This window comes from Paracraurococcus lichenis (assembly GCF_030657435.1).
Taxonomy (GTDB): Bacteria; Pseudomonadota; Alphaproteobacteria; order Acetobacterales; family Acetobacteraceae; genus Paracraurococcus; species Paracraurococcus lichenis.
Genome location: NZ_JAUTWS010000003.1, coordinates 170,416 through 194,074, shown reverse-complemented (window position 1 = coordinate 194,074; position 23,659 = coordinate 170,416). Strand labels below are relative to the sequence as shown.

General features: G+C 73.9%; 19 protein-coding genes. 4 read left to right on the top strand and 15 right to left on the bottom strand.

Annotation, left to right across the window (positions count from 1 at the left end):
• Nucleotide 1 precedes the first annotated feature (1 nt).
• Nucleotides 2–979 (top strand): 2-dehydropantoate 2-reductase, encoded by a 978-nt coding sequence (locus Q7A36_RS04480; protein ID WP_305102461.1) that lies wholly within the window; start codon nucleotides 2–4, stop codon nucleotides 977–979.
• Nucleotides 980–1,036: 57 nt separating this feature from the next.
• Here the strand turns inward: Q7A36_RS04480 and Q7A36_RS04475 are convergent, their stop codons facing one another.
• The gene (locus Q7A36_RS04475; protein WP_305102460.1) at nucleotides 1,037–1,243 is read right to left on the bottom strand and encodes a hypothetical protein; all 207 of its coding nucleotides are present in this window, start codon (nucleotides 1,241–1,243) and stop codon (nucleotides 1,037–1,039) included.
• Between the two features lie 95 nt (nucleotides 1,244–1,338).
• On the opposite strand from Q7A36_RS04475, the gene Q7A36_RS04470 reads away from it, so the two are divergent.
• Entirely contained in the window at nucleotides 1,339–1,584 is a 246-nt protein-coding gene (locus Q7A36_RS04470; RefSeq protein WP_305102459.1) for a DUF1272 domain-containing protein, read from the top strand.
• Nucleotides 1,585–1,654: 70 nt separating this feature from the next.
• Here Q7A36_RS04470 and Q7A36_RS04465 read toward each other — a convergent pair whose 3' ends face one another.
• The 12 genes from Q7A36_RS04465 to Q7A36_RS04410 form a co-directional block, all read right to left on the bottom strand.
• A complete protein-coding gene (locus Q7A36_RS04465) occupies nucleotides 1,655–3,028 on the bottom strand; it encodes an aldehyde dehydrogenase family protein (RefSeq protein ID WP_305102458.1) in 1,374 nt (457 codons plus the stop codon).
• Between the two features lie 185 nt (nucleotides 3,029–3,213).
• Nucleotides 3,214–4,428, bottom strand: a complete 1,215-nt coding sequence (locus Q7A36_RS04460; protein ID WP_305102457.1) for a hydroxysqualene dehydroxylase — start codon at nucleotides 4,426–4,428, stop codon at nucleotides 3,214–3,216.
• Nucleotides 4,429–4,588: 160 nt separating this feature from the next.
• Nucleotides 4,589–6,262 (bottom strand): squalene/phytoene synthase family protein, encoded by a 1,674-nt coding sequence (locus Q7A36_RS04455; protein ID WP_305102456.1) that lies wholly within the window; start codon nucleotides 6,260–6,262, stop codon nucleotides 4,589–4,591.
• Entirely contained in the window at nucleotides 6,259–7,353 is a 1,095-nt protein-coding gene (locus Q7A36_RS04450; protein ID WP_305102455.1) for a glycosyltransferase, read from the bottom strand. Before Q7A36_RS04450 ends, Q7A36_RS04455 begins: the two co-directional genes overlap by 4 nt.
• 61 nt (nucleotides 7,354–7,414) lie before the next feature.
• On the bottom strand, nucleotides 7,415–8,224 hold the full coding sequence (locus Q7A36_RS04445; protein ID WP_305102454.1) for a lysophospholipid acyltransferase family protein: 810 nt from the start codon (nucleotides 8,222–8,224) through the stop codon (nucleotides 7,415–7,417).
• Nucleotides 8,225–8,228: 4 nt separating this feature from the next.
• Complete coding sequence (locus tag Q7A36_RS04440) at nucleotides 8,229–9,830, bottom strand: phytoene desaturase family protein (RefSeq protein WP_305102453.1); 1,602 nt, start codon at nucleotides 9,828–9,830, stop codon at nucleotides 8,229–8,231.
• 23 nt (nucleotides 9,831–9,853) lie between these two features.
• Entirely contained in the window at nucleotides 9,854–11,446 is a 1,593-nt protein-coding gene (locus Q7A36_RS04435; protein ID WP_305102452.1) for a phytoene desaturase family protein, read from the bottom strand.
• Between the two features lie 350 nt (nucleotides 11,447–11,796).
• Entirely contained in the window at nucleotides 11,797–13,446 is a 1,650-nt protein-coding gene (locus Q7A36_RS04430; protein ID WP_305102451.1) for an acyl-CoA dehydrogenase family protein, read from the bottom strand.
• An 82-nt stretch (nucleotides 13,447–13,528) separates the two neighbouring features.
• The gene (locus tag Q7A36_RS04425; protein WP_305102450.1) at nucleotides 13,529–14,677 is read right to left on the bottom strand and encodes an FAD-dependent oxidoreductase; all 1,149 of its coding nucleotides are present in this window, start codon (nucleotides 14,675–14,677) and stop codon (nucleotides 13,529–13,531) included.
• 111 nt (nucleotides 14,678–14,788) lie between these two features.
• Nucleotides 14,789–16,717 carry a DUF3140 domain-containing protein gene (locus Q7A36_RS04420; protein WP_305102449.1) on the bottom strand — a complete coding sequence of 643 codons (1,929 nt, stop codon included), beginning with the start codon at nucleotides 16,715–16,717 and terminating at the stop codon, nucleotides 14,789–14,791.
• Nucleotides 16,718–16,897: 180 nt separating this feature from the next.
• Entirely contained in the window at nucleotides 16,898–17,767 is an 870-nt protein-coding gene (locus tag Q7A36_RS04415; RefSeq protein WP_305102448.1) for an aldose epimerase family protein, read from the bottom strand.
• Between the two features lie 8 nt (nucleotides 17,768–17,775).
• Nucleotides 17,776–18,621, bottom strand: a complete 846-nt coding sequence (locus tag Q7A36_RS04410) for an NAD-dependent epimerase/dehydratase family protein (protein WP_305102447.1) — start codon at nucleotides 18,619–18,621, stop codon at nucleotides 17,776–17,778.
• 220 nt (nucleotides 18,622–18,841) lie between these two features.
• On the opposite strand from Q7A36_RS04410, the gene Q7A36_RS04405 reads away from it, so the two are divergent.
• On the top strand, nucleotides 18,842–19,921 hold the full coding sequence (locus Q7A36_RS04405; RefSeq protein ID WP_305102446.1) for a TRAP transporter substrate-binding protein: 1,080 nt from the start codon (nucleotides 18,842–18,844) through the stop codon (nucleotides 19,919–19,921).
• A gap of 119 nt (nucleotides 19,922–20,040) precedes the next feature.
• Nucleotides 20,041–21,468, top strand: a complete 1,428-nt coding sequence (locus Q7A36_RS04400) for an MDR family MFS transporter (RefSeq protein WP_305102445.1) — start codon at nucleotides 20,041–20,043, stop codon at nucleotides 21,466–21,468.
• A gap of 32 nt (nucleotides 21,469–21,500) precedes the next feature.
• Here the strand turns inward: Q7A36_RS04400 and Q7A36_RS04395 are convergent, their stop codons facing one another.
• Both Q7A36_RS04395 and Q7A36_RS04390 read right to left on the bottom strand, forming a co-directional pair.
• Entirely contained in the window at nucleotides 21,501–22,616 is a 1,116-nt protein-coding gene (locus Q7A36_RS04395; protein ID WP_305102444.1) for an endo-1,4-beta-xylanase, read from the bottom strand.
• Nucleotides 22,617–22,618: 2 nt separating this feature from the next.
• Nucleotides 22,619–23,473 carry a ferritin-like domain-containing protein gene (locus Q7A36_RS04390; protein ID WP_305102443.1) on the bottom strand — a complete coding sequence of 285 codons (855 nt, stop codon included), beginning with the start codon at nucleotides 23,471–23,473 and terminating at the stop codon, nucleotides 22,619–22,621.
• Nucleotides 23,474–23,659 lie beyond the last annotated feature (186 nt).

Sequence of the window (23,659 nt, the reverse complement as noted above, 5' to 3'; positions counted from 1 at the left end):
GATGCGGGTGACGGTGCTGGGCGCGGGCGCGGTGGGCGGCTGGCTGGCGGCGGGGCTGGCGCGGGCGGGCCTGCCGGTCGCGGTGCTGGCCCGCGGCGCGACACTCGCGGCGCTGCGCCGCGATGGCCTGGTCTTCCTCGAGGGCGAGCGGCGGGAGGCCTTCCCTGTCATCGCCTCGGACGACCCGGACGCGCTGCCGCCGGCCGATATCCTGCTGCTCGGCCTCAAGAGCCACGATCTCCCCGCCGCCCTGCCATTGGTCGAGCGGCTGCTGGCGCCGCAAACCCTGGTCGCCACCGCGCAGAACGGCCTGCCCTGGTGGTTCCTGCAGGGCTTCGGCGGCCCGGCGGAGGGGCTGGTGCTTGACTCCGTCGATCCCGGCGGCGCGCTGGCCCGTGCCCTGCCGGTCCGGCGCGTCCTCGGCGGCGTCGCGCATGTCGGCAGCCGGGTCGAGGCGCCGGGCGTCGTGCGGCTGATGAAGCAGGACCGGATGCTCTACGGCGACCCCTCCGGCCGCAACGCCGCGGCGCTGGCGGCGCTGGTGGACGCGCTGCAGCGGGGCGGCCTGCCGGCCGAGACCGCGCCCGACATCCGCAGGGAGGTCTGGTTGAAGCTCTGGGGCAATTCCAACATGAACCCGCTGAGCGCGCTATCCCGCGCCGACATGCAGTCGATGCTGGACGACCCCGGCGTCGCCGGCCTGGTCGAGGCCATGATGCGGGAGATGGCGGCGATTGGCGCGCGCATCGGCCTGCCGATCACGCAGGGCATCCCGGAGCGTCTGGTGGTCACCCGGCGCCTCGGCGCCTTCCGCACCTCCATGCTGCAGGACCTGGAGGCGGGGCGGCGGCTCGAGCTCGGCCCGATCCTCGGCTGCCTGGTCGAGCTGGCGCGGCATCTCGGCGAGCCGGCGCCGACCTTGGCGGGGGTGCATGGGCTGGTGCGGTTGCTGGAGCGCAATCTCCAACCATCCGCGTAACCCGGGGCTCCGCCCCGGGCCCCGCGAAGGGGGCGGAGCCCCCCTTCGAGACCCCCCTTAAGTATCCCCACTCCCGGTCAGGTCGGGGCTGGGGTCGTCGGCGACGGGGTGGTCGATGCCGGTGCGGTCGCGGCGGGTGGGCAGCGAGTCCGCCGGGTCGCTGGGCTTCGCGGCCTGGTCGCGCGGCGCGTCCTGGGCGGTGCGGCCGGGATCGTCGGGCGCCTCGCCGCTGCGGGTGGGCTTCGGGTCTGTGCGGTCGCTCATGCCAGGTGAACGCCGGCCCGCGCGCAGCGGTTCGCCGGCTTGACCGGGCCCCGGCTGCCGCCGAGGCTTCCGACCCGTCCCGGAAGGCCCCGCCGATGCTCGAACTCCGCCCCTGCTGCGAATGCTGCGGCACGGACCTGCCGCCCGCGAGCCTCGACGCCCGCATCTGCTCCTACGAATGCACCTTCTGCGTCGCCTGCGCCGAGGGCGTGCTGCAGGGCCGCTGCCCGAATTGCGGCGGCGAACTGGTCCGCCGCCCCATCCGCCCCGCCGACCGTCTGGCGAAGCACCCCGCCAGCACGGTGCGGAAGGTGAAACCCACAGGCTGCGCAGCAGCCTGAACACTCGGAGAAATAGATGGGGTTGGACGCATGCGTCCAACCGGGGGGAATACCTTCCCCCCGATCTTTCTTATCTGAGTATCCGCCTGATCAGCCCCCGCCCCCGCTCCGTCCGCGGCGGATCCAGCAGCCGCGACAGGCTCCAGCGGCCATGCGTCACGCGGGCGCGCAGCAGGCTGAATTCCAGGAACCCCGCCTCCCCGTTCCGCCGGCCGAAGCCGGAGGCGCCGATGCCGCCGAAGGGCAGGTCCGGGAAGGCGGCGTATTCGACGCAGCGCCCGGCAACGAGGGCGCCGCTGCGGGTGCCGGCGGCGATGCAGGCCTCCTCCGCCGCCGTCGCGCCGAAGAGGTAGATCGCCAGCGGGTGCGGCCGCGCCGCGATCCAGGCGATGGCGGCGGCGAGGTCGGGCACGGGCTGCACCGCCAGCACCGGGCCGAAAAGTTCCGTTTGGTGGATCGGGTGGTCGGACGGCGCCTCGGCCAGCGCCAGCGCCCGGCGGCGGCCGGGGCCAGGCGGCGCCAACGGCGTCAGGGTCGCACCCTCGCAGAGCGCATCGAGGCGCGCCGCCTGCCGGTCGTTAACGACAACCGTATCGGGCAGGCCGAGGCCGGTGGCGCGGCAGGCCGCCGCGAAGGTCTCGGGCGCATGGCCCACCAGCAGCACGGTGTCCGGCGCGATGCAGGTCTGCCCGGCATTGACCAGCTTGCCCGCCAGGATCGCCTGCGTCGCCTGCCCGAGATCGGCGCCGGGCAGCACCAGGGCCGGGCATTTGCCGCCCAGCTCGAGCGTCAGCGGCACGAGGTTGCCGGCCGCCGCCTGCATGACGCGGCGGCCGGTCTCCGTGCCGCCGGTGAAGACCAGGTGGTCCCAGGGCTGCGCCGCGAAGGCGGCGGCCACCTCCGGCCCGCCCTGCACCACGCGGGCGATGTCCGGGCCCCAGGCCTCGGCGGTGATCTCCGCCAGCAGCGCCGCGGTGCGCGGCGTCGCCTCGGCGGGCTTGAGGGCGACGCGGTTGCCGGCGGCCACCGCATCCACCGCCGGCAACAGGGCAAGCTGCAGCGGGTAGTTCCAGGGCGCCATGATCCCGACGACGCCCTTCGGCACCGGCTCGACCGCGGCGCGGGCGGGGCGGAACGGGAAAGGCACGCCGGCCCGGCGCGGCCTCGCCCAGCGGTGCAGCCTTGCGGCGCCGTGGCGGGCGGCATCGACCGTGAGCTTCACCTCGGCGAGCAGCGATTCCTCGATGCAGCGGCCGCCGTAATCGGCGTCGATGGCGGCCGCGACCTCATCCGCGCGGCGGAGCAGCGTGGCGGCGAGCGCCCGCAGCAGCGCGCGCCGGCGGTCCGGCGGCAGGGCGCCGTCGCGTGCCTCGGCCGCGCGGAGCGCCGCCAGGGCGGCGGCGGGGGCCTCGGTCGCCTCGATGGGCAGGGCGGTGTCGGGCACGGCGGTGTCCTGCTGCCTGTGGTGGTGCACCCATGGTCCGGCGGCGATGCCGCCGCGCGCGTCCCCTCGAAGGCTACCAGCGCCGGGACGCAGGACTCTGCTCCGCATGCCGGAAGCCTGGCGCATCCTCGCGCCGCAACTCCGGGCGCCGGGCGCGCCGCGGTGCCGGCGGCCCCGGCGCGATCCTACCGCATCAGCGCCCGCGCCGCCGCCTCCCCGCTCCTCACCGAGGCCTCGATGGTCGCGGGCAGCACCGGATCGGTCCAGTCGCCGGCCAGCGCCAGGTTCGCCAGCGGCAGGCGCGGCGGCCGCAGCGGCGGCCCGGGCGCGTGGCGAGGCGTCGCGCGCCGCTCCTTCACCACGCGGCAGGGCGGCGCCGCCTCCGGCCAGTCGCCGGCCAGGCCGAAGGCCAGCGCCGCCTCGCGCAGTTCCGCCCAGGCGCGCGGGCCGAGCGTCGCGGCCTCCTCGCGCGCCGCCGCATCGCCGGCGCTGACGGTGACGCTGACGCCGGCGGGCCGCACCAGCACCCATTGGCACAGCGCCTCCAGCATGCCGATGAAGCGCACCGGCCCGGGGTTCGGATGGGCGTAGTGGAGGTTCACGATCGGCGCATAGGCCAGGGGCGTCTCGAGATGCGGCAGCAGGCGCTGGCTCTCCCAGGGCGGCGTCGCCAGCACCACCGCATCGCCCGCGCCGAGCGCCACCGCATCCTCCCCGAAGTCGAGCGCCTGGACACGCCCGCCCTGCGTCACCAGCCGCCGCAGCCGCGCGCCGAAGCGAATGGTCGCGCCCGCCCGCTCCAGCGCCGCGAGCGCCGGCACGACCAGGTCGGGGCCGAGGCCGCTGCGCGCCACCAGCAGCCGTGTCGCCCCGCGCCCACCCAGCCGCCGCAGCACCGCGCCGAGGCGGTTGGCGGAGGCCTCCGCGCTCGGCGTGTTCAGCGCCGCGATGACCAGCGGATCGACGAAGCCACGGTGGAATTCCGGATGCGCTGCCATGGCGGCGCCGACCGCCCGGTCCCGGCCGGGGACCGCCAGCCGCGCCAGCGCCAGCAGCGCGCGGCCCGTCAGCCCCGGCGGCCGCAGCGCCGCGTCGCGCCAGCCGAGCGGCGAGAGGGCGACGCGGAAGGCCCGGTGGTCGCGCAGGTCGAGCACCGGCAATCCGCCGGGCTCCGGCTCCACCCAGCCCTCGAGCGCGCCGATCCGCCGCAGCAGGCCGAGCGCGGCGGTATTGGCGCCGAGCAGCGCATGGGTGCCGTTGTCGGTGCCGTCCGGCAGGGCGCGGCAACGGCCGCCCGCGTTCGGCGCGGACTCATGCAGGACGACGGGACGGCCGGCTTCGGCGAGCGCGAGCGCGGCGGCGAGGCCCGCGATGCCGGCGCCGATGACGTGGGTGGTCATGGCGCGGCCGGCGCAGCAGGGAGGCTCTGCCTCCCTGCACCCTCCGCCAGGGGGCGAAGCCCCCCTGGAACCCCCCGGGGGGTTTCGAAGGGGGGCTTCGCCCCCTTCGCGGGGTCCGGGGCGGAGCCCCGGAGTGGCTGGACATGGAGCCGCATGAAGGTCAGCCCGCCCGCCCGAAGCCCAGCGCCATCCAGGCCATGCGCAGCTTCTCGCCCTTGGCCAGCCGCGGCCGGTCGCCGCGCTTCTCCCAGCCGCGCGCGAGCAGCCGATCCAGCAGCCGCCGGTAGCCCCACATCATGACCGCGGCCGGCAGCAGCGCCTTCGGGTCATAGGCGCGGATGTCGCGCTCGGCCGCGGCGAAGCCCTCCCGCGCCCGCACGCCGAGGCGCTCGCAGATGGCGGCGAAGCGCGGGTGGGCCACGATGGCCTGCGCCGGCCCGTCCGGGATGCCCTCGGCGGCCAGGAGGTCGCGCGGGATATAGACCCGCTCGCGCAGCGCGTCCTCGTCCACGTCGCGGAGGATGTTGGTGAGCTGGAAGGTATGGCCGAGCGCCAGGCCGAAGCCCTCCGCCTCCGGCGCGCCGAAGATCCGCACGCTCATCGCGCCCACGCTGCCGGCGACGCGGCGGCAATAGAGGTCGAGATCCGCCTCCGTCTCCAGCCGCAGCCGGTCGGCGCTGTCCGTCTCCATGCCGGCGATCATCGCCTCGCATTCGCCGAGCGGCACGCCATAGGCCTCCCGCGCCCAGGCCAGCTCGCGCGAGAGGGCGCAGTCGGGCGCCGCCAGCTTGCCCCGCCAGTCCCGGAGGAAACGGCGCTTCTCCACCTCCGGCATGGCGCCATCGGCGATGTCGTCCACTGCCCGGCAGAAGGCATAGACGGCCCAGAGCGCCCGCCGCCGCTCCCCCCGCAGCGCCGCCATGCCGCGGGCGAAGGAGGAGCCGGCGCGCGACACCCGCGCCGCCACGACCGCCGCGTCCCGCGGCCCGAGGCGGATTCCCTCCGCCAGCGCCGCGGCGAAATCCGCCTTCGTCAGCGCGACGCGCCCCAGCACCGGGTCGCCCTTGCGCAGCCGCGCCACCAGCCGCCGGGCGCAGCCGATCGTCATGGCCGACTGCACCGCCAGGCGCCGGGACTTCAGCAGCCGCGGCAGGATGGCGGCGCGGTCGAGCTGCTCCTCCACCCGGTCCAGCGCCGAGTCCAGCACCTCGCGCCGCCGCGTCCCGTTCGCCGGGTCGAAGAAGGCGGCCTCGCCGCCGGCGATCGCCATCCAGGGCTCCGGCAGGTAGATCCGGTCGAGCGCCTGGCGGTCCGGCACCAGGTCCTGCAGGTGGTTCAGCACCTGCAGCGCGGTGCAGAGCGCATCCGCCGCGGCATTGGCCGGCCCGTTCGCGCCATCGCCATGCAGCCGCAGCAGCATCCGCCCGACCGGGTCGGCGGAGCGGCGGCAATAGTCCACCAGGTCGTCCCAGCCGGCATAGCGATGCTTCACCGCATCCTGGCGGAAGGCGGAGAGCATCAGCCGCGCCTCCTCCAGGCCGACCTGGGCGCGGTGCATCGCAGCGGCCTCCGGCACCGTCGTCGCCGGGTCGTCCAGCGCCCGCTCCATGGCGTCCAGGCGGCGGATCTTCTCCTCGGGTGCCAGCACCGGGCTGTCGCCGATGTCGTCCGCCACGCGGACGAAGCGGTAGAAGGCCATCACCTTCGCCCGCAGCGGCTTCGCCAGCAGCAGCGAGGCGGTCGGGAAATTCTCCTCGTCATGGTCACGCGTCGGCGTCGCCGATGCGGCGAGGCTGCCGGACGCCGGGGCGGCTACGGGAACGGGGCCATTCATGCCGCCCTTGTGGCCGGATATGCGCGTCCTTTCCAGCCCGCCGGCTTGCCCACCGCCCAGCGCGCCAGCGCCCACCACTGGATCGCCAGCGCCACCAGCATCCCGAAGGGGTGCAGCGGGACGGTCCACCAGGGCTCCCGCACCCGCAGCGTGATCGCCGCCCGCAGCGCCAGCATGAGCGCGATCGACAGGAAGGCCTGGGCCGAGGGCAGCAGCGCCCAGGGCCAGAGATGCGCGCCGCCCAGCATCACCGTCCAGACCGGCAGGCCGAGCGGCGTCGCCATGCCCTCTCGCGCATTCTTCAGGAAGCCGGCCCAGCTTTCGCGGAAGCCCCGGTACATCCGGCAGGTCGCCAGCGGGGCGCCGTCCACCACCTCCGTCCGGTGGCCCTCCGCCCGGAAGCGGCGGGCCAGGGCCAGCCCGTCATGCAGCACGCCGCGCACCGCGCCATGGCCACCGATCGCCTCATAGGCGCGGCGGTTGCACAACACGAGTTGCCCGCAGGCCGCCGCCAGGTCCGCCCGCCGCGACTCGGCACGGCCGCCGCCCGGCAGGTAGCCGAGCAGCAGGAAGTTGATCCCCGGCACCGTCAGCGCCTCGCCCAGCGAGCCGATGACCTGCCGCGGCACGCCGCTGACCATGGCGAGGTCCTTGGCCCTGGCATGCGCCGCCATTGCCGCCGCCGCCCCGGGGGCCAGCCGCACATCCGCATCGATGAAGAGCAGCCAGTCGCCGCGGGCCGCCTCGGCGAGGCGCGCACAGGCATGCACCTTGCCCGTCCAGTCCGGCGGCAGCGGCGGCGCGGCGATCAGCCGGACGCGCGGATCGGCCGCCGCTAGGCGCTCGACGATCCCGGCGGTGCCGTCGGTCGAGCCGTCGTCGATCACCACCACCTCGACCGCGACGCCGCGGCTGGCCAGCACCGCATGCAGGCAGGCCTCGATGTTCGCCGCCTCGTTGCGGGCGGGGATCAGGACCGAGACGAGGCCATCCGCCGTCTCACCCTGCAGCGAAGGCAACCGCCAGAGGTTGTGGACGCCGAGCGCGGCGGGCAGTGCCGCAAGGCCCAGGCACAGCCAGGTCCAATCCATCAGTGAACAAGAACGGGGGGAAGGTATTCCCCCCGAGCCCCCCATCTATTTCTGCGAGTTTTCACGCGTTTCCTCCAACCGAGGGGTCATGGCGCGGGTCGAAGGGGCGGCCGCGCAGCACCGCCTGCGCCTGCCGCCAGCGATCGTAGATCCCGCCCATGCCCTCGCGGCCCCGCAGCAGGTCGCGGAAGCGCGCCGGGTCGCGCGCCATCGCATCCGCCGCCAGCCGGTCCATGGCCGCCTCCAACGCGCGGGACAGCGCCTCGGCGCGCGCCTCGCGGTCCAGCGCAGCCAATTCCGCGCCATCGAGCGGCGGGCCGAACCCGGCCAGCATCTCGGGCGCCCGCTCCGCCCAGAAGGGGTATTCGATCGCCATGGGCAGGAAGCGGGCGGTGGGCGCGTATTCCGCCAGCCGCACCAGCCCCGGCGCCATCGGCACCGGGCGTTCCCGCACATCCATGAAGCGGCCCGGCGCATTCATCCAGAGCATGTGCGAGGGGGCGGCCAGCACCTCCTTCGCCGTGCGGAGGAAGGCGACCGCGCCACGCGCCGATTGCTGCTCCACCCCGAAGACGCCGAGGCGCAGCATGAAGCGGTAGCGCGACAGCGCCGCGGCCTCCATCGGGATGAACATGCGCCGCCCGGGAAACAGCTCCGTCGAATAGAGCATGAAGGCGACGCCGTCCCACCAGGAGGGGTGGTTGGCATAGACCACCAGCGGCCGCGTCGGGTCGTCCGCCGGCGGCAGGCCCCAGGCCGCCACCCGCACTGCCCGCAGGTGCCGGCGCGCGAAGCCGGCGAACATGAAGCGGTAGAAGGCGAAGCGCGCCGGCGAGAAGAGCGCGACCGGCGATGCCCCCTCCGACGCCATGGCGCTACTCGGCCGCGACCCGGGCGCGGACGGCATCGCGCTGGCCGGCCCAGTCGGCCTCCCGGCTCATCCCGCGCCCGCCGAGGTCCTGGTCCATCGCATCGGCGGCGATCCAGCCGGACATCATCACCATCGGCATGCCCGGCCCCGGATGCGCGGCGCCGCCGCAGAGATAGAGCCCCTTCACCGCCTTCGAGCGGTTGCCCGGCTTGAAGGCCCCGGTGAAGGCGCCGTGCGAGGCGAGGCCGTAGATCGCGCCGTTCAGCACCTTGTAGCGCTCATGGATGTCGACCGGCGTCAGGGCCTGCTCGACCACGATCCGCTCCTCGATGTCCTCCATCCCGGCGGTACGCTTGAGCTTGTCGAGGATCACCTGCCGGTACTGCGGCAGCATCCTCGACCAGTCGTGGTGCGGCCGGAGCCAGGGGGTATGGACCAGCACGTAGAGCGCCTCGCCCCCCTCGGGCGCGACGGTCTCGTCCGAGCAGGAGGGCGCGGCGAGATAGGCCGTCGGGTCGGGCGCCGGCTCGCCGCGGCGGTAGATGCTGTCGAACTCCTCCTCCGCGTCGCGGGAGAAGACGAAGCAGTGATGCGCCAGGTGCTCGTAGCGCTTACGCAGCCCCAGGTAGAGCACGACGCCGGAGCAGGCCGGCTCGTAGCCCTTGCTGGCGTATTTCCGGCCGGGCTCGCCGCCCACCAGTTCCTTGTAGGTGCGGATGGCGTCCATGTTGGAGATGACGGCATCGCAGGCGATCCGCTCGCCCGCCGCGGTCCGCACCGCCTTCACCGCGCCCTTCTCGATCTCGAAGCCGGTCACCTCGGTGTTCGGGCGGAGGTCGCCGCCGAACTCGGCGGTCAGCTTCGCCAGTCCCTCGGCGACCGCGCGGGTGCCGCCGACCGGGTACCACACCCCCTCGCTCGCCTGCATGTCGCCGATCGAGCACAGCACCGCCGGCGCCTTGTAGGGGCTGGAGCCGACATACTGGCAGAAATGGTCCAGCATCTGCGCCAGGCGGGCATCCGGCACATGGCCGCGGATCACCTTCGCCACCGTCCTGCCCATGCGCAGCGCCATGACGTCGCGCATGGTGTCGGGGTTGAAGTTGGCCCGCATGTCTATGGTGTCGGTGATCCCCTCCACCGACTTCCAGAAGAAGAATTTCTCCGAGATCTCGTGCAGCTTCTCCGCCTCGACCTGGAAGCGGCGGTAGCCCGCGCCCTGGCCCTGGCCGGGGGCGAAGCTGTCCATGGCGCGCGCCATGGCCTCGACATTCTCCAGCAGGTCGATGCGGGTATTGTCGTCGAAGAAGCAGCGCCATTGCGGGTCGAGGCGGATGAGCGGCAGTTCCGCCTGCTGGTCCTTGCCCGCCTCGGCATAGATCCGCCGCAGCACGCGGGGGACCGTCAGGATGGTCGGCCCCATGTCGAAGCGGAAGCCCTGGTTGCTGCCGGGACGCTCCGGGTCGGGCAGGTTCAGCACGGCGGCCTTGCCGCCCAGCCAGGGGTTCTTGTCCAGCACCGTCACGCGATGCCCCCGCGCCGCCGCCGTCGCCGCCGCCGCCAGCCCGCCGAGGCCGGACCCCACCACCACGATATGCGAGGCCATGGCCGTCTCTCCTGTCACCCGTCTCAACGCGCCGGCTGCAGCGCCGGCGCCATGCCGCCGATCGCGGTCGCCTCGGCGCCGGGCCGCTGCAGCCCGAGATCCTGCGCCAGCAAGGCGGTGGTGATCCGCGCGCCCTCGTAGATCACCGGCAGGCCGCTGCCGGGATGGGTGCCGCCGCCGACGAGGTAGAGGCCCTGCACCCCCGCGAATCGGTTCTGCGGCCGGTAGCAGAGCATCTGCCTGAGGTCGTGGCGGAGGTTGAAGGTCGCGCCATGCCCGACGGCCAGGTTGTCGCGCCAGTCATTGGGCGTGACGATCCGCTCGTAGCGGATGCGCCCCTCGAGGTCTCCGAGGCCGAGCTTCGCCAGGCGCTGCAGGACGAGGCGGCGGAAGCGCGGCGTCTCCGCCTCCCAGTCCACGCCCTGGGCCGCGGCGTCGCGCATGTTCGGCACCGGCACCAGCAGGTAGAGCGCGGAATGGCCCGGCGGGGCCATGCTCGGGTCGATCAGGCTCGGGTTGTGCAGGTAGAAGCTCGGCTCGTCCGGGATCACCCCCGCCTCGAGCTGGCGGATGTTCCGCTCGTAGCCGCGGGAGAGCATGACCGTGTGGTGCGCGAGCTCCGGGTAGGCCCCCTCGATGCCGAGATACATCATAAAGGTCGAGCAGGAGTAGCGCGCGGTCTCGATCTTCCGGTCGTTCCAGCGCGGCCGCAGCGCCTCCGGCACCAGCTTCGGCATGGCATGCGCGAAATCGGCATTCATGATGACCGCATCGGCCGGGACGTGCCGGCCGCCGACCTGCAGGCCGGTCACCTTGGTGCCCTCGAAGGCGATGCGCTCCACCGGGCTGCCCAGCCGGATCTCGGCGCCGAGCTGCTCGGCGACCCGCGCCATGGCGTCCGAGATCGTGCCGACGCCGCCCTCGATGTGCCAGATCCCGTGCTCGTATTCGAGGAAGCTGAGGATGGTGAAGAGGCTGGGGCAGCGGAAGGGGCTCATCCCCAGGTATTTCGTCTGGAAGGAGAAGGCGAGCCGCACCAGCGGGTGGCTGAAATGCCGGCCGAGGTCGCGGTCCACCGTGCTGTGCGGGCGCAGCAGCGGCAGGCTGCGCAGCACCTCGGGGTGGAGGAAGCGGAAGATCGTCTCGAAGGGCTTCTCCAGCACCGGGCGGAAGACGTCGAGCTTGGCGCGATTCTCGGCGATGAAGGGCCGGAAGCCCTTGGCGTCCTCCGGGCAGAGCCGGGCGATCTCGGCCTCCATCCGCACCGGGTCGGCGGTGGCGTCGATGCTTGCCGCGCCCTCGAAGGCGAGGCGGTAGAGGGGATCGACGCGGACCAGCTTCACCTCGTCCTCGAGCCGCGTGCCGACGCTCTCGAAGATCTCCGCGATCACCCGGGGATAGAGGAAGAAGGTGGGGCCGAGGTCGAAGCGGTAGCCCTGCTCCGTCGCCAGGGTGCGGGTGCGGCCGCCGACGACGCTGTCCTTCTCATGGATCGTCACCTGCACGCCGCGGGCGGCGAGCAGGATGGCGGCAGCCAGCCCCCCCGGCCCGGCGCCGATGATGGCCACGCGCGCGCGGGGATGCTTCAGGCTGGGGGCGGCAAGCGGGGCGTTCATGCGCGGCGGCGGGTCCTGGACGGGCTGACGGGTCTGTCGCAGATGCGGCCGAGGGCGGGTTCGGGAAGGGGCGCAGGGCGCGCGGGCACGGGTTTTTTTCCTGGCCTCCGGCCTCGCGCCGGCCCGGCCCTGGACATCCCCGGCGCGCTCCGGTCCCGCGCGGCCATTCTGGCTCCCCCTCCCGGACCGGCCCGCCGGGCCGCGTCCGCAAGCATTCCCGGACGCAATAAACCGGAGCTTCGCGGGGTTGACCAGACGTCACGTGCAATCCGCCTGACACTGAAGTGTCAGGCGAGACTTACAGGGCACGCCGCATGCGCGGGGCGCGGGGATGCCGCGCCATCCCCGCGTCAGGCCGCGGGCAGCAGGGCCAGCAGGCTGTCCGCCGCCTCGATCTCGGCGATGCGGGCGGCGGCGCGGGGCAGCAGCCGCGCCAGGTAGAAGGTGGCGAGCGGGGCGTAGCGACCATCGGCCTTCGCCGCCCGGGCCAGCATCCAGCCGCCGAGCGTCCAGCCCGCGGCATCCAGATAGGCCGCCGCCGAGGCCTGGGCGGCATCGGCATCCCTGAGGCCGCGGTCGAGCATCCAGTCGGTCGCGCGGGTCATGGCCGCCACCGCCTCGCCGAGGCGCGGGTCGGTGGCCGCGACCTCCGCCAGCAGGCCGCGCATATGCGCGCCGCCATCGCGGAACAGCTTGCGGCCGACCAGGTCGAGCGCCTGGATGCCGTTGGTGCCCTCGTAGATCGGGGCAATGCGGGCATCGCGCAGCACCTGCGCCGCGCCGGTATCCTCGACGAAGCCCATGCCGCCATGCACCTGGATGCCGAGGGAGGCGGAATCGACGCCGCGGTCGGTGCACCAGGCCTTTACGATCGGCGTCAGCAGCGCGACGCGCGCCTCGGCCCCGGCATCGCCGAGCAGGCGGTGGCGGTCGAGCGCGGCGCCCGCCTCCAGCGCCAGCAGCCGGCCGGCGAGGGTGATGGCGCGGATCTCGGCCAGCATGCGGGCGACATCGGCATGCCGGCTGATCGGCTGGCCGCCCTGGATGCGCTGCCCGGCATAGGCCTCCGCGAGGGCCTGGGCGCGGGCGCCCTGCGCCACGCCCTGCACCCCGACGCCGAGGCGCGCCGAGTTCATCATGGCGAACATGGCGTTGAGGCCACGATTCGCCTCGCCGACCAGCTCGGCCTCGGCGCCCTCGAAGAGCATGACGCAGGTGGGCGAGGCGTGGATGCCCATCTTCTTCTCGAGCCCGCCGCAGCGCAGCGCGTTGCGCCGTCCGTCCGGCAGGAGCTTGGGCGCGGCGAAGAGGCTGATCCCCCGGGTGCCGGGCGGGGCATCCGGCAGGCGCGCCAGGATCAGGTGGAGGGTGTTCTCCGTCAGGTCGTGGTCGCCATAGGTGATGTAGATCTTCTGGCCGGTGATCCGGTAGCCGCCGGTTCCGTCCGGCTCCGCCTTGGTGCGGACCTGGGAGAGGTCGCTGCCCGCCTGCGGCTCGGTCAGGCACATGCTGCCGGTCCACTCGCCGGTGGTCAGCTTCGGCAGCCAGGCCTCCTGCTGCGGCTTGGTGGCAAAGCGGGAGATCGCCTCGATGGCGCCGATGGTCAGCAGCGGGCAGAGGCTGAAGGCCATGTCGCCGGTAGTCATGAGCTCGGAGACCGCCATCCAGAGCGCCTGCGGCAGGTCCTGCCCGCCGGTCTCGACGCCGTTCACCTCGGCGGGTGCCGCCAGGCCCTGCCAGCCGCCCTCGATCCAGGCGCGGTAGGCCGGCTTGTAGCTCTCGGGCGTGCGGACCACGCCGTTCTCGAGATGCGCGCCCGCCCGGTCCGCGGCCTGGGCATTGGGCCAGAGGATCTCGCGGGCGAATTTGTCGGCCTCGCCGATGATGGCCGCGATGTCCTCCGCGCCGAGCGGCGCGCCGCCGGCGGCGGTCAGCCCGGGCAGGTCGATCACGCGGGTCAGGCCGAAGACCAGGTCCTCGGCGGCGGTCGTGGCGGTCATGGCGTCTTCCTGTGCCCCCTGTCTGCATCCCTGGCGCGGCGCATTCACCATGGGGTGCGCCGGGCGGCAAGCCAAGCCGGTGTCAGCCGGGGGCGGGCAGCAGCCCGGGCGGCGGCGGCGCCTCCCCCGCCGCCCAGGCCGGCAGCGCCGCCTGCAGCGCCGGCGCCGCCATGGCCCGGGCGAAGCCGAGGCCGAGCACCGGGCCGAATTTGAAGCCGTGGCCGGAGGTGCCGGTCAGCACCCAGGCGCGGGGGCCGAGCGGCTCGAGCAGGATGCGCTCGCGCGGCTCGACCTCGTAATAGCAGGCGCGCGCCGCGAGCACCCGGCATTGCGGCAGGTCGCGCAGGCGGTGGCGGGCCAGGGCCAGGATCGCCTCCGCCTCGGCGGGCGTCGCGGCGCGGTCGTCCTCCGGGTCGCCCCGCAGGGTGAAGCGGTGGTCGCCGATCTTGGCGGGCGTGCCGGCAACCGGCGGCACCAGGTAGAAGCCGCCCTCCGCGGCGAGGTCGAGCAGCATGGGCATGGCGGCCCAGGCCTCACGCCGGCCGGGCGGCGGCTCCAGCAGCACCACGGTCTGGCGGGAGGCGGTGACGCGGCCGGCGAGGCCGGGCAGCAGGCGCGGCGCCCAGGGGCCGGCCGCGACCAGCAGCAGGTCGGCGCCGCGCTCCGCGCCATCGGCGAGGCGCAGCCTGGCACGGGCGGGATCCACCGCGACGGCGCGCGCCGTCTCGAAGGTGACGCCGAGCGCCAGGCAGCGCCGGTGCAGCGCCGCCAGGATGCGGTCGGCGAGCAGCACGCCGCCGTGCGGCAGCAGCAGGGCATCGGCGATGCCCTCGGGCGAGAGCATGGGGAAGCGCCGCGCCACCTCGGCGGCGGAGAGGTCCTCGGCGGCATGCCCGTCGGCGCGCAGCGCGGCGCGGCTCTCGGCGAGCCAGCCGCCGGGCGCCTCGGCCACCGCCAGCACGCCGGCGTCCACCACCAGCCGTTCCCCGCAGTCTGACCAGAGCAGGTCCCAGGCGGCGAAGGCGGCCTCCACCATGCGCATGGTGCCGACAGCGGCGCCATAGGTGTGGCGGATCAGCCGGTGGTGGTCGCAGGAGGCGCCGCGCGGGTTGGGGATGCCGTCCTGCTCGACGAGGCGGACGGCGGTGCCGGCGCGGGCGAGCGCCCAGGCGGCGGAGAGGCCCATGATGCCGCCGCCGAGGACCAGGGTGGTGCCAGGAGATGCGCTCATGCGCCCCAACCTGCGGCCCGGTGTCTTTCATGAAAAGGGGGGTCTCGAAGGGGGACTTCGCCCCCTTCGCGGGGTCCGGGGCAGCGCCCCGGCAAGACGCGCAGTCGGAACTCAGTCGCGGCTGCGGCCGCGCGTCGTGCTGCCGCGCCGCGCCCCGCCGCTGGCCCGCCCGCCCTTGGCCGCCGCGGCGGTGCGCCCGGCCGCGCCGGTGCCGCGCTTGGCGCCGGTGCCGCGCTTTGCCGTGGCCGCGCCCTTGCCGGCGGTGCCGCGCTTCGCGGTGCCGGCCGTCGCGCGCTTGGCAGTGCCGCCCGTCGTGCGCTTCGCCGCGGTGCCGGTCGAGCGCTTGGCGGCGGTGCCGGTGCCACGCTTGGCCGCCGCGCCGCGCTTCGCTGCGGTCCCGGTACCGCGCTTCGCCGCCGTGCCGGTGCCGCGCTTGGCGGCAGTGCCCGTGCCGCGGGTGCCGGTCGCGCGCTTGGCCGCCGTGCCGCGGGTAGCGCCCGTCCCGCGCTTCGCCGCGGTGCCGCGGGTGGTGCCGGTCCTGGCGGCGCCGCGCGCCGTCGTGGCCTTGCGGGCGCCGCGCGCGGCGCCGCCCTTGGCCGCGGCGGTGGTGCGCGTCGTCTTGCGCGCCGTGCCGGTGCCGCGGGTGGAGGCCGTCGCCTTGCCGCGCGTGCCGGTCGCCCGCTTGGCGGCGGGCTTCGCCGCGGCGCGGCCGCGCCCCGTGCCGCTGGCCGAGCGCTTCGCCGTGCCGGCGCTGGCGCGGCCGCCCTTGGCCGCGGCCGCAGTGCGGCCGGCGGCACCGCGGGTGGCGGTGCCGGTACGGCGGGTGCGGCGCGCCGGCGCGGCTTCGCCTTCATCGCTCGCCGCGGCGGTGCGGCGGGTGCGGCGCTGCTTCGGCGCCGCCTCGCCGTCGCCGCCGGACGCGGCGCTGCGGCGGCCGCGACGCGGCTTCTCCTCGCCCTCCCCGGCGGATGCGGCGGCGCGGCGGCCGCGGCGCGGCTTCTCCTCGCCCTCCCCGGCGGATGCGGCGGCACGGCGGCCGCGGCGCGGCTTCGGTGCGTCCTCGCCCTCTGCGCCGGATGCCGCGGTGCGGCGGGTGCGCCGCGGCTTCGGTGCCGCCTCGCCCTCGCCCTCGGCGGCGGCGGCGCGCGGGCGGCGCGTGCCGGTCGCCCGGCGCCGGCGCGGTTGCGGCTCGCCTTCCTCCGGCTGCGCCTCGGTGCGCTCCGTCTCGCCGCTCTCGTCCTGCATGGCGTGTTCCTCCGCCTCGTCCTGCCTCGTGTCGCTGTCCTGCATCGGGTCGTGTCCCCAGTTCATCAGCGAGTAGCGCCAGCGCGTATGCTCGATGTCGCCCTCCGGCCGCTGCGCCAGGTGGCGGCGGATGTAGCCGACCACCTTGTGCAGGAAGGCCGCGTCCGCCTCGGCCAGGTTGCCGCGCTCGAGGATCTCCAGGATCTGCCGGCCGGACTGGTGGCCGACCGCTTCCTCCTCGCCCTCATGCACCCAGCCGACGCCCTGGCTGTCCTCGGTCTCCAGCCAGCGGCGCATCTGCGCCGCGCTCATGTTCACCAGATCGCGGAAGTTCCGCGCCGCATCGTCCTCCGTCTCTGCCATGCCATTGCCTCTCCCGTTGTGGTCCCGGCGGTGCGAGTCGCGCCGTGCCTTGCCGGCCTTGGCGGCGACGTCGCGCGGCTGCGCCGAGAACTGCCGGCCATGCGCGAGGTCCTGCCGCTTGGCTGCGGTGCTGCGGTCGTACTCGTCCCGGCTCAGCCCTTCGCGCGCCGCCCTGGGCAGGTAGCGCTCGCCCGTTTCCAGCGACTTTCCGCCGGAGCGCGTGCCCCATTCCTCCTCGGTCCATTCCCGAAGATGGTTGTCGGGCGATTGCCGGCCGATATAGCCGCCGCCGCGCGCCTGGTATTCGTGGCTGGCCATCTGCGCCTTGCGCGCCGACCACTGACCGGGCTTGCCGCCCTTGTCGCCCGCGGTGATCTCGGCCTTCACCTGCTCCCAAAGTGCGGGATCGGATTTGCGTGCGACGCCGGCCATGCTGTTGCCCGTCTGTGGCGGTTGCGTCTGGCAACGTCACGACACGGCAAGCGTTCCCGCGCGCCGCCATACGGCGCGCGTCGGTTCATCACTGCGGCAGCGGCGCAGCGGTCGGCGCGTCGCGCGGCGGCTGCGATGGGCGCGCGACCGCCGACGAGTCGCCGTCGACGGCCGCGCGCATCAATCCGTGGCGGAGAGCAGCACCCGTGCCTGCAGCGACTCGCCCGGCGCGAGCATGCCGAGCGGGCCGAAACGCGCGAAATCGGGGCGGTTCGGCGCATCCGGCACGTGGCTGACCGGCTCGACGCAGAGGATGCCGCTGCCCGCCGGCGCGAAGACCTGCAGGTTGCCGGCCCAGGCGCCCGCCGCCGCGATGCGCAGCGCCAGGTCGGGGCGGCGGATCTCCGCCACCCCGTCCCAGCCGGCGAAATGCGTGTCCAGCCCCTCATAGGCTGCTTCGTCGCCGTCCACGCCGGTGCTGGGCTGCGCCGCGATGGGCAGGCAGCGGGCGTCGCGGGCGAAGAGCGTGCCGGCGGCGAAGCGCAGCCGCGTGCCGGCGGGCCGGAGGAAGAAGGGATGCCAGCCGCAGCCGAAGGGAAAGGGCAGCGCGCCGGCATTGCCGAGCGTCAGCGCGACCGCGGCGCCGGCGGCATCCAGCGATACCTCCAGCCGCGCCTGCCAGTGCCAGGGAATGCCGGCGGCCTCGGCATCGCCCGTTTGCGCCAGCACCGCGTGGCTGCCCGACTGCGCCTCCACGGTCCAGGCGGCATCGCGCACCAGGCCGTGGATGGCGGTGTCGTCGACGATGCGGTTGACCGGCAGGTGGTAGGTGGTGCCGGCGACCGGCAGGCGCCCCGCGTCCAGCCGGTTGGTCCAGGGCGCCATGAGGAAGGCGCCGGCGAAGCTGCCATTCGGGTCGGCGCCGTGCGGCAGGGGCACGAGGATGTCGCGCCCGCGCCAAGCCAGCCGCGCCATCGCCGCCCCCTGCCCCGGCAGCAGCGCCGCCTCCCAACCGCCGCCGGCGAGGACCAGGCCGCCGGCCGCCGCCATGCTCTCCATCAGTCGAGGTCGAAGGCGTCGCGGGCGGAGGGCGTCTGCCGCGAATAGCCGATCGCGGTGTAGCCGCCGCCCTGGTAGCGCTCGATCACCGGATTGCCGGAGGTGATGTGGCCGACCTTGGCGCGCCAGGCCTCGGCGCTGTCCTGCGGCTGCCAGCCGATGCGGTCGCGGTGGTCCCGGCCCCAGAAGCTCGCGGGGTTGTCCGAGCAGGCCCAGATCACGCAATGGCCGCTGCGCGGCGCGGTGACGGCGCAGTCCACCAGCCGCACCAGGTCGGCATAGGACAGCCAGGTGGAGAGCATCCGCGCCTCGGTCGGCTCCGGGAAGCAGGAGCCGATGCGGATATTGACGTTCTCGACGCCGTGCTTGTCCCAGTAGAGCCGGCCCATCAGCTCGCCATAGGCCTTGGACAGGCCATAGTAGCCATCCGGGCGGAAGGCGCAGTCCACGTCGATGCGTTCGTTGGCCTGGCCCGGGCGTTCGTGGAAGCCGATGCTGTGGTTGGAACTGGCGAAGAGCACGCGCGCCTTCTCCCGCCGGGCGGCTTCGTAGACATGATAGAGCCCCTGGATGTTCGGCCCGAGCACCGTGCCGAAGGGCTGCTCCACGCTGACACCGCCGAAATGCAGGATGGCGCCGCAGCCCTCGGCCTGGCGCAACAGGCCGATGCCATCGGCGAGGTCCATGCGCTCGAAGACCGCGCGCTCGGGCAGCGGGTCCGGGAAGGGGGCGAGGTCGGTCAGCCGCAGTGTCCAGCCGCGCGCCGCCAGCTCGCGCGCGAGGACGCGGCCGAGATTGCCGGAGGCGCCGGTGAGGAGGACGGGCTTGGCGGGGGCTGCGAACATGGAATCGGCTCCTCGAAGGGCCGGGCAGACTGCACCGCGGCCCAGGCAGGGTGAAGGGGTCGGGTGAGCAGCGCCGGCGCCATGCCGCGCCGCAAGCCGCGACCGCGCCGACGACCGAAAGCGTCCCCCAGCACGGCCTGAGCGAGATTTTTATTGCTTCATCCCGGCAATTTCGACAATGAAGCGTATGCCGCAACGACGGCGACAGGGAGGCTTCATCTTGGATCGCAGAATTTTCCTCGGCGCCGCCGGGGGCGCCGTGGCACTTGCCGCGCCGGCCGTCGCGCAGGGCAACCCGGAGGTGCGCTGGCGCATGCCGAGCAGCTTCCCGCGCAACCTCGACATCCTCTATGGCAGTTGCGAGCGGCTGGGCCGGCGCGTCGCCGAGCTGACGGACGGCAAGTTCCGCATCACCCCCTCCCCCGCCGGGGAGATCGTGCCGGCGCTGCAGGTGCTGGATTCCGTGCAGCAGGGCTCGGTCGAATGCGGCCATAGCCCGGCGCTGTTCTATTTCGGCAAGGAGCCGGCGCTCGCCTTCTTCACCTGCGTGCCCTTCGGCATGAACCGCCGGCAGATGGCCGCCTGGATGCGCTATGGCGACGGCATGAAGCTGGCGGATGAGATGTTCTCCGCCTTCAACTGCGTCTTCATGAATTTCGGCGATACCGGCGTCCAGATGGGCGGCTGGTTCCGCAAGGAGATCCGCAGCCTCGACGACGTCCGCGGCCTGAAGTTCCGCATCGCCGGCCTCGGCGGCCTGGTGTTCGAGCGGCTGGGCGCGGTGCCGACGCAGATCGCGCCGGGCGACATCTATCCCTCGCTGGAGCGCGGCGTGATCGACGCCGCCGAGTTCATCGGCCCCTATGACGATGAGAAGCTGGGGCTGAACCGCATCGCCCGCTTCTACTACGCGCCCGGCTTCTGGGAGCCCTGCTCCATGGGTGGCTTCATCGCCAACCGGCAGGCCTGGAACGCGCTGCCGCCGCATTACCGCACGGCGGTCGAGGTGGCGCTGGGCGAGATCGACACCGACCAGAACGCCAGATTCGATGCGCTCAACCCGCCGGCCCTGCGGCGGGTGATCGCCGGCGGCGCGCAGCTCCGCGCCTGGCCGCGGGAGGTGCTGCAGGCCGCCTGGCGCGAGGCGCATGGCCTCTACGACGACCTGTCTGCGAAGAACCCGAACTTCAAGAAGGTCTACGAGAACTACCGGGCCTTCCGGAACGAGCAGTACCAGTGGTTCCGCGTGGCGGAGAACGCCTACGAGACCTTCGCCTTCGCCGAGGCGGCGCGGAGCTGAGCCGGCCCCGCCCCGGGCGGGTCCGCCCGGGGCGCCTTCGCCCTGGCCGCGCAGCGCAAGGAGGCCCGCAGGAGACCCGGTTTCCGCGCCGCGGCCATCTACTCTAGCCTGTGCGCATCGTGCGCGACACTCCGGATCCCTCCTCTTCGTCCCTGTTCAGCCCCGGCGAGGTCCGGCTGATCGTGCTCGGGCTGACGCTCGCCCTCTTCCTCTCGAGCCTCGACCAGACCATCGTCGCGACGGCGCTCTCGACCATCGCGGGCGATCTCGGCGGCTGGGCGCTGCTGCCCTGGGTGGTCAGCGCCTATCTCATCGCCTCCACGGTCACCACGCCGATCTATGGGCGGCTGTCGGACCTCTATGGCCGGCGGCCGGTGCTGCTGGTCTCGATCTCGCTCTTCGTGCTCGGCGCCATGCTCTCGGCGCTGGCGCAGTCCATGCCGATGCTGATCCTGATGCGGGTGGTGCAGGGCCTCGGCGGCGGCGGGCTGCGCGCCATCTCGCTGGCGGTGGTCGGCGACATCCTGCCGCCGCGGGAACGCGGCAAGGTGCAGGGCTACCTCTCCGGCACCTTCGCGACCGCCAATATCTGCGGGCCGGTGCTGGGCGGCCTCTTCGTCGAGTACCTGTCCTGGCACTGGATCTTCTGGATCAACCTGCCGCTCGGCGCCGCCGCCTTCGCCGCGACGTATTTCCAGCTTCGGCGGCTGCCGCTGCCGGGCAAGCGGCCGAGGATCGACTGGCCGGGCGCGGCGCTGATCGTGCTGGCCTGCACGCCGGTGCTGATCGGCATCACGCTGATCCAGCGCAGCGGCGACTGGCTCTCCCCCGCCGCCTGGGGCTGCTTCGCGCTCGGCATCGCCGGCACCGCCGCGCTGATCCTGCAGGAGCGGGCGGCGCCGCAGCCGATGCTGCCGCTGCACCTCTTCCGCAACGGCATCTTCACGACGGCCATCGTCATCACCGGCTTGGCGTCCATGGTGATGATGGCGCTGACGGTGCTGGTGCCGCTCGCCTACCAGATGGTCGCCGGTCTCTCGGCCAAGCAGGCGGGGCTGCGCATGATCGCCATGACGCTCGGCAGCGTCAGCGGCAGCTTCCTGGCGGGCCTCGCGGTGACGAGGACCGGGCGCTACCGGGCGCTGCCGATCCTCGGCACCTCGACCGCGCTGGCCATGTGCCTGGTGGTCGCCTTGGTCGGCCTCGGCCACTCGCTGCTGCTGGACACGGCGGTGACGCTGGCGCTCGGCCTTGGCTTCGGCTGCCAGTTCTCGCCCATCACCGTCACCATCCAGAATGCGGTCGATCCCCGCGACGGCGGCGTCGCGGTGGCCTGCATGATGTTCTTCCGGCTGATGGGCGGGGCCTTCGGCGTGGCGCTGCTCTCGGCGCTGCTGCTCGGGCGGCTGGGCCCGGGCGGCACGGCGTCGCCCGAGCAGGCGGCGGCGGCCTTCTCGGTGGTCTTCCTCGCGGCCGGCGGGATTGCGGCGCTCTGCCTCATCGCGGCGCTGCGGCTGCAAGAGATCCCGCTGCGCGGCAGGAGCTGAGGGCAGTCCCCGCGGCGGCGGACAGGCGGGCGCTATCCCCGCCCGCGCGCGGCGAAGGCGCGGTCGAGTGCCTGCCACATCGGCTTGCGCCGCCCCTCCGCATCCAGCGGCAGGCCGCGATGGGTCCTGCCGTCCTTCCGCGCCACCGCCGGTTCCTGCACCAGCCAACTGTCCTTGTCCGACAGGCCCCAGGTCAGCACCGTCCGGCAGCCACACTCGAGCGCGGTGCCGACGACGTCGCGCACCCGCGCCGCGACCAGCGCATCGCGCGCCACGAGGTCGGGCGGCACGACAGCCGCCTCCCGCACGTCGAGTTCGGTGACGAGGATGGAGAGGCCGAGGTCGCGCACCTGCCGCAGGAAGGCGGCGAAGGGCTCCGGCCGGAAGGGCTCGTCCAGCATCAGATGCGCCTGGATGCCGAGCGCATCCACCGGCGCTTTCGCATCCACCAGGCCGCGCAACAGCCGCAGCACGCGCTGGCGCTTCTCCTCGGCGAAGGGGGTGTCGCCCTCGATCCCATAGTCGTTGTAGGTCAGCCGCAGGGTGCCGTCGCGCTCCCGCGCCAGGCGGAAGGCCAGCTCGATGTAGCCGGGGCCGAGGGCGCGCAGCCAGGGCGTGTCGCGCAGGTCGCCGACGACCGGCGTATTCTCGGTGAAGGGGCCGCCGGTATTGCCGACGGCCTCGTTCACCACGTCCCAGTCGCGGATCACGCCGGCGGTGGCCGGCAGCACGGCGTCGAAATGCGCGGCCATGGCGGCGCGCGCCCTGTCCGGCCCCTCCGCCAGCCGCGCCGAGAGCCAGTCCGGCAGGGCGCGGTGCCAGATCAGCGCATGGCCGCGCAATTGCTGCCCGTTGCGGGCGGCGGCAGCGGCGATCGCCTGCAGCGGGCCGAAGTCGAACCGGCCTTCCGCTGGCTGCAGGGCGGCCCACTTGCCCTCCCATTCCGGGACCAGCAGCCGCGCTTCCGCTGCCACCTGCGCGGCATAGGCCGGGTCGGCGAGGCGGTTGCTGTCCACCGCGGTGCCGAAGACGAAGCCCTGCGCCGCGGCGCGGGCGCCGAGCCCCTCGCCCGGCTGGGCCAGGCCCGCGGCGGGCAGCAGCGCCGCCCCGCCGGCAGCGAGCACCGCGCGGCGCGGCGGGAGACGCAAGCTCAGGCCGCCTGCGCGTAGACGGGCTGCGCCGCCTCGCGCCGCAGCGCCTCCCGGAACCGGTCGCGCCGCCAGCAAAGCAGCCGCCAGGCGCCGCGCGCCGCGAGGTCCGACATCCGCCCGCGCGGCTCGAGCCCCACGGCCTTGAAGACCATGCCCATGCCGCGCTCGATGTGCCGGTAGCGGTAGAAGGCCATGGCCCGGCCCATATAGCCCGCGATGCAGCGCCCATGGTCATAGGCGAGCGCGGGATCCTCGTTCGAGCAGTGGAAGGCGAAGGCCAGTTCGTCATCCTCCGACTCGCCGATCCGGCCGGCCGCGACCTTCAGCCGCTGCAGGAAGGACAGGTCCTCGCGCGCCAGGTAGCGCTTCATGTGGTCGTAGAAGAGCTTGAAGTGCCGGTACTCGTCGGCCGCGATGAGGCGGCAGATCTCCTTCAGCACCGGCTCCTCCGTCGCCTCGCCCAGCGCCGTGTAATAGCTGCTGGTCCCGGTCTCCACCATGCAGCGGGCGATCAGCTCCCCGGTGCGGGAGCCGCGGATGGAGCTGGCGGCGGCCGTGTCGATCCGGAACCCGGTGCGATAGCGGGCGAAGCAGGTCTGGTAGTCCCAGCCCGGATCCGCCAGCTCGCCCCAGCGGCCGAGCGCATCGCCATGCTGGATCTCCTCCACCGCCCAGTTCGCGGCGGCGGTCCGAAAATCCGGGTCGTCATGGAAGACGCCCTTCAGGTAGAGCGCGTAGTCGTCGCCGTTGCGCTCCACCATGGCCGCCGCCTTCACCAGCGGCACGATCTCCGGGTCCACTTTCGACGGATCGAAGCGGTCCCAATTCACCTGCTCGACGCGCCAGTGCTTCATCGTGTCCCCGCGGCCCTCTGACCGGGCCAGCCTACCCCCGGCCCCGCGCGGCCGCCCCACGCTCCGCGGCAAGGTCGCCGCCCCGGGCATGTTCTCCAGGGCCGGCGCCGTTTCAAGGCATGTGGCCGCCCAGACACAGCGTTGCGAGCGAAAAAGCACCACTGTGTCGCGGGCGCAAATAGGCCC

Excerpts from the sequence above, each read along its gene's own strand:
- Q7A36_RS04480 (WP_305102461.1), top strand. The coding sequence starts at position 2 with ATGCGGGTGACGGTGCTGGGCGCGGGCGCGGTGGGCGGCTGGCTGGCG.
- Q7A36_RS04445 (WP_305102454.1), bottom strand. The coding sequence starts at position 8,224 with ATGGCGTCGGAGGGGGCATCGCCGGTCGCGCTCTTCTCGCCGGCGCGC.
- Q7A36_RS04430 (WP_305102451.1), bottom strand. The coding sequence starts at position 13,446 with ATGACCGCCACGACCGCCGCCGAGGACCTGGTCTTCGGCCTGACCCGC.
- Q7A36_RS04390 (WP_305102443.1), bottom strand. The coding sequence starts at position 23,473 with ATGAAGCACTGGCGCGTCGAGCAGGTGAATTGGGACCGCTTCGATCCG.
- Q7A36_RS04420 (WP_305102449.1), bottom strand. The coding sequence starts at position 16,717 with ATGGCCGGCGTCGCACGCAAATCCGATCCCGCACTTTGGGAGCAGGTG.
- Q7A36_RS04455 (WP_305102456.1), bottom strand. The coding sequence starts at position 6,262 with ATGAATGGCCCCGTTCCCGTAGCCGCCCCGGCGTCCGGCAGCCTCGCC.
- Q7A36_RS04410 (WP_305102447.1), bottom strand. The coding sequence starts at position 18,621 with ATGTTCGCAGCCCCCGCCAAGCCCGTCCTCCTCACCGGCGCCTCCGGC.
- Q7A36_RS04450 (WP_305102455.1), bottom strand. The coding sequence starts at position 7,353 with ATGGATTGGACCTGGCTGTGCCTGGGCCTTGCGGCACTGCCCGCCGCG.
- Q7A36_RS04440 (WP_305102453.1), bottom strand. The coding sequence starts at position 9,830 with ATGGCCTCGCATATCGTGGTGGTGGGGTCCGGCCTCGGCGGGCTGGCG.
- Q7A36_RS04415 (WP_305102448.1), bottom strand. The coding sequence starts at position 17,767 with ATGGCGGCGGCCGGCGGCCTGGTCCTCGCCGGCGGCGGTTGGGAGGCG.
- Q7A36_RS04435 (WP_305102452.1), bottom strand. The coding sequence starts at position 11,446 with ATGAACGCCCCGCTTGCCGCCCCCAGCCTGAAGCATCCCCGCGCGCGC.
- Q7A36_RS04470 (WP_305102459.1), top strand. The coding sequence starts at position 1,339 with ATGCTCGAACTCCGCCCCTGCTGCGAATGCTGCGGCACGGACCTGCCG.
- Q7A36_RS04425 (WP_305102450.1), bottom strand. The coding sequence starts at position 14,677 with ATGAGCGCATCTCCTGGCACCACCCTGGTCCTCGGCGGCGGCATCATG.
- Q7A36_RS04475 (WP_305102460.1), bottom strand. The coding sequence starts at position 1,243 with ATGAGCGACCGCACAGACCCGAAGCCCACCCGCAGCGGCGAGGCGCCC.
- Q7A36_RS04460 (WP_305102457.1), bottom strand. The coding sequence starts at position 4,428 with ATGACCACCCACGTCATCGGCGCCGGCATCGCGGGCCTCGCCGCCGCG.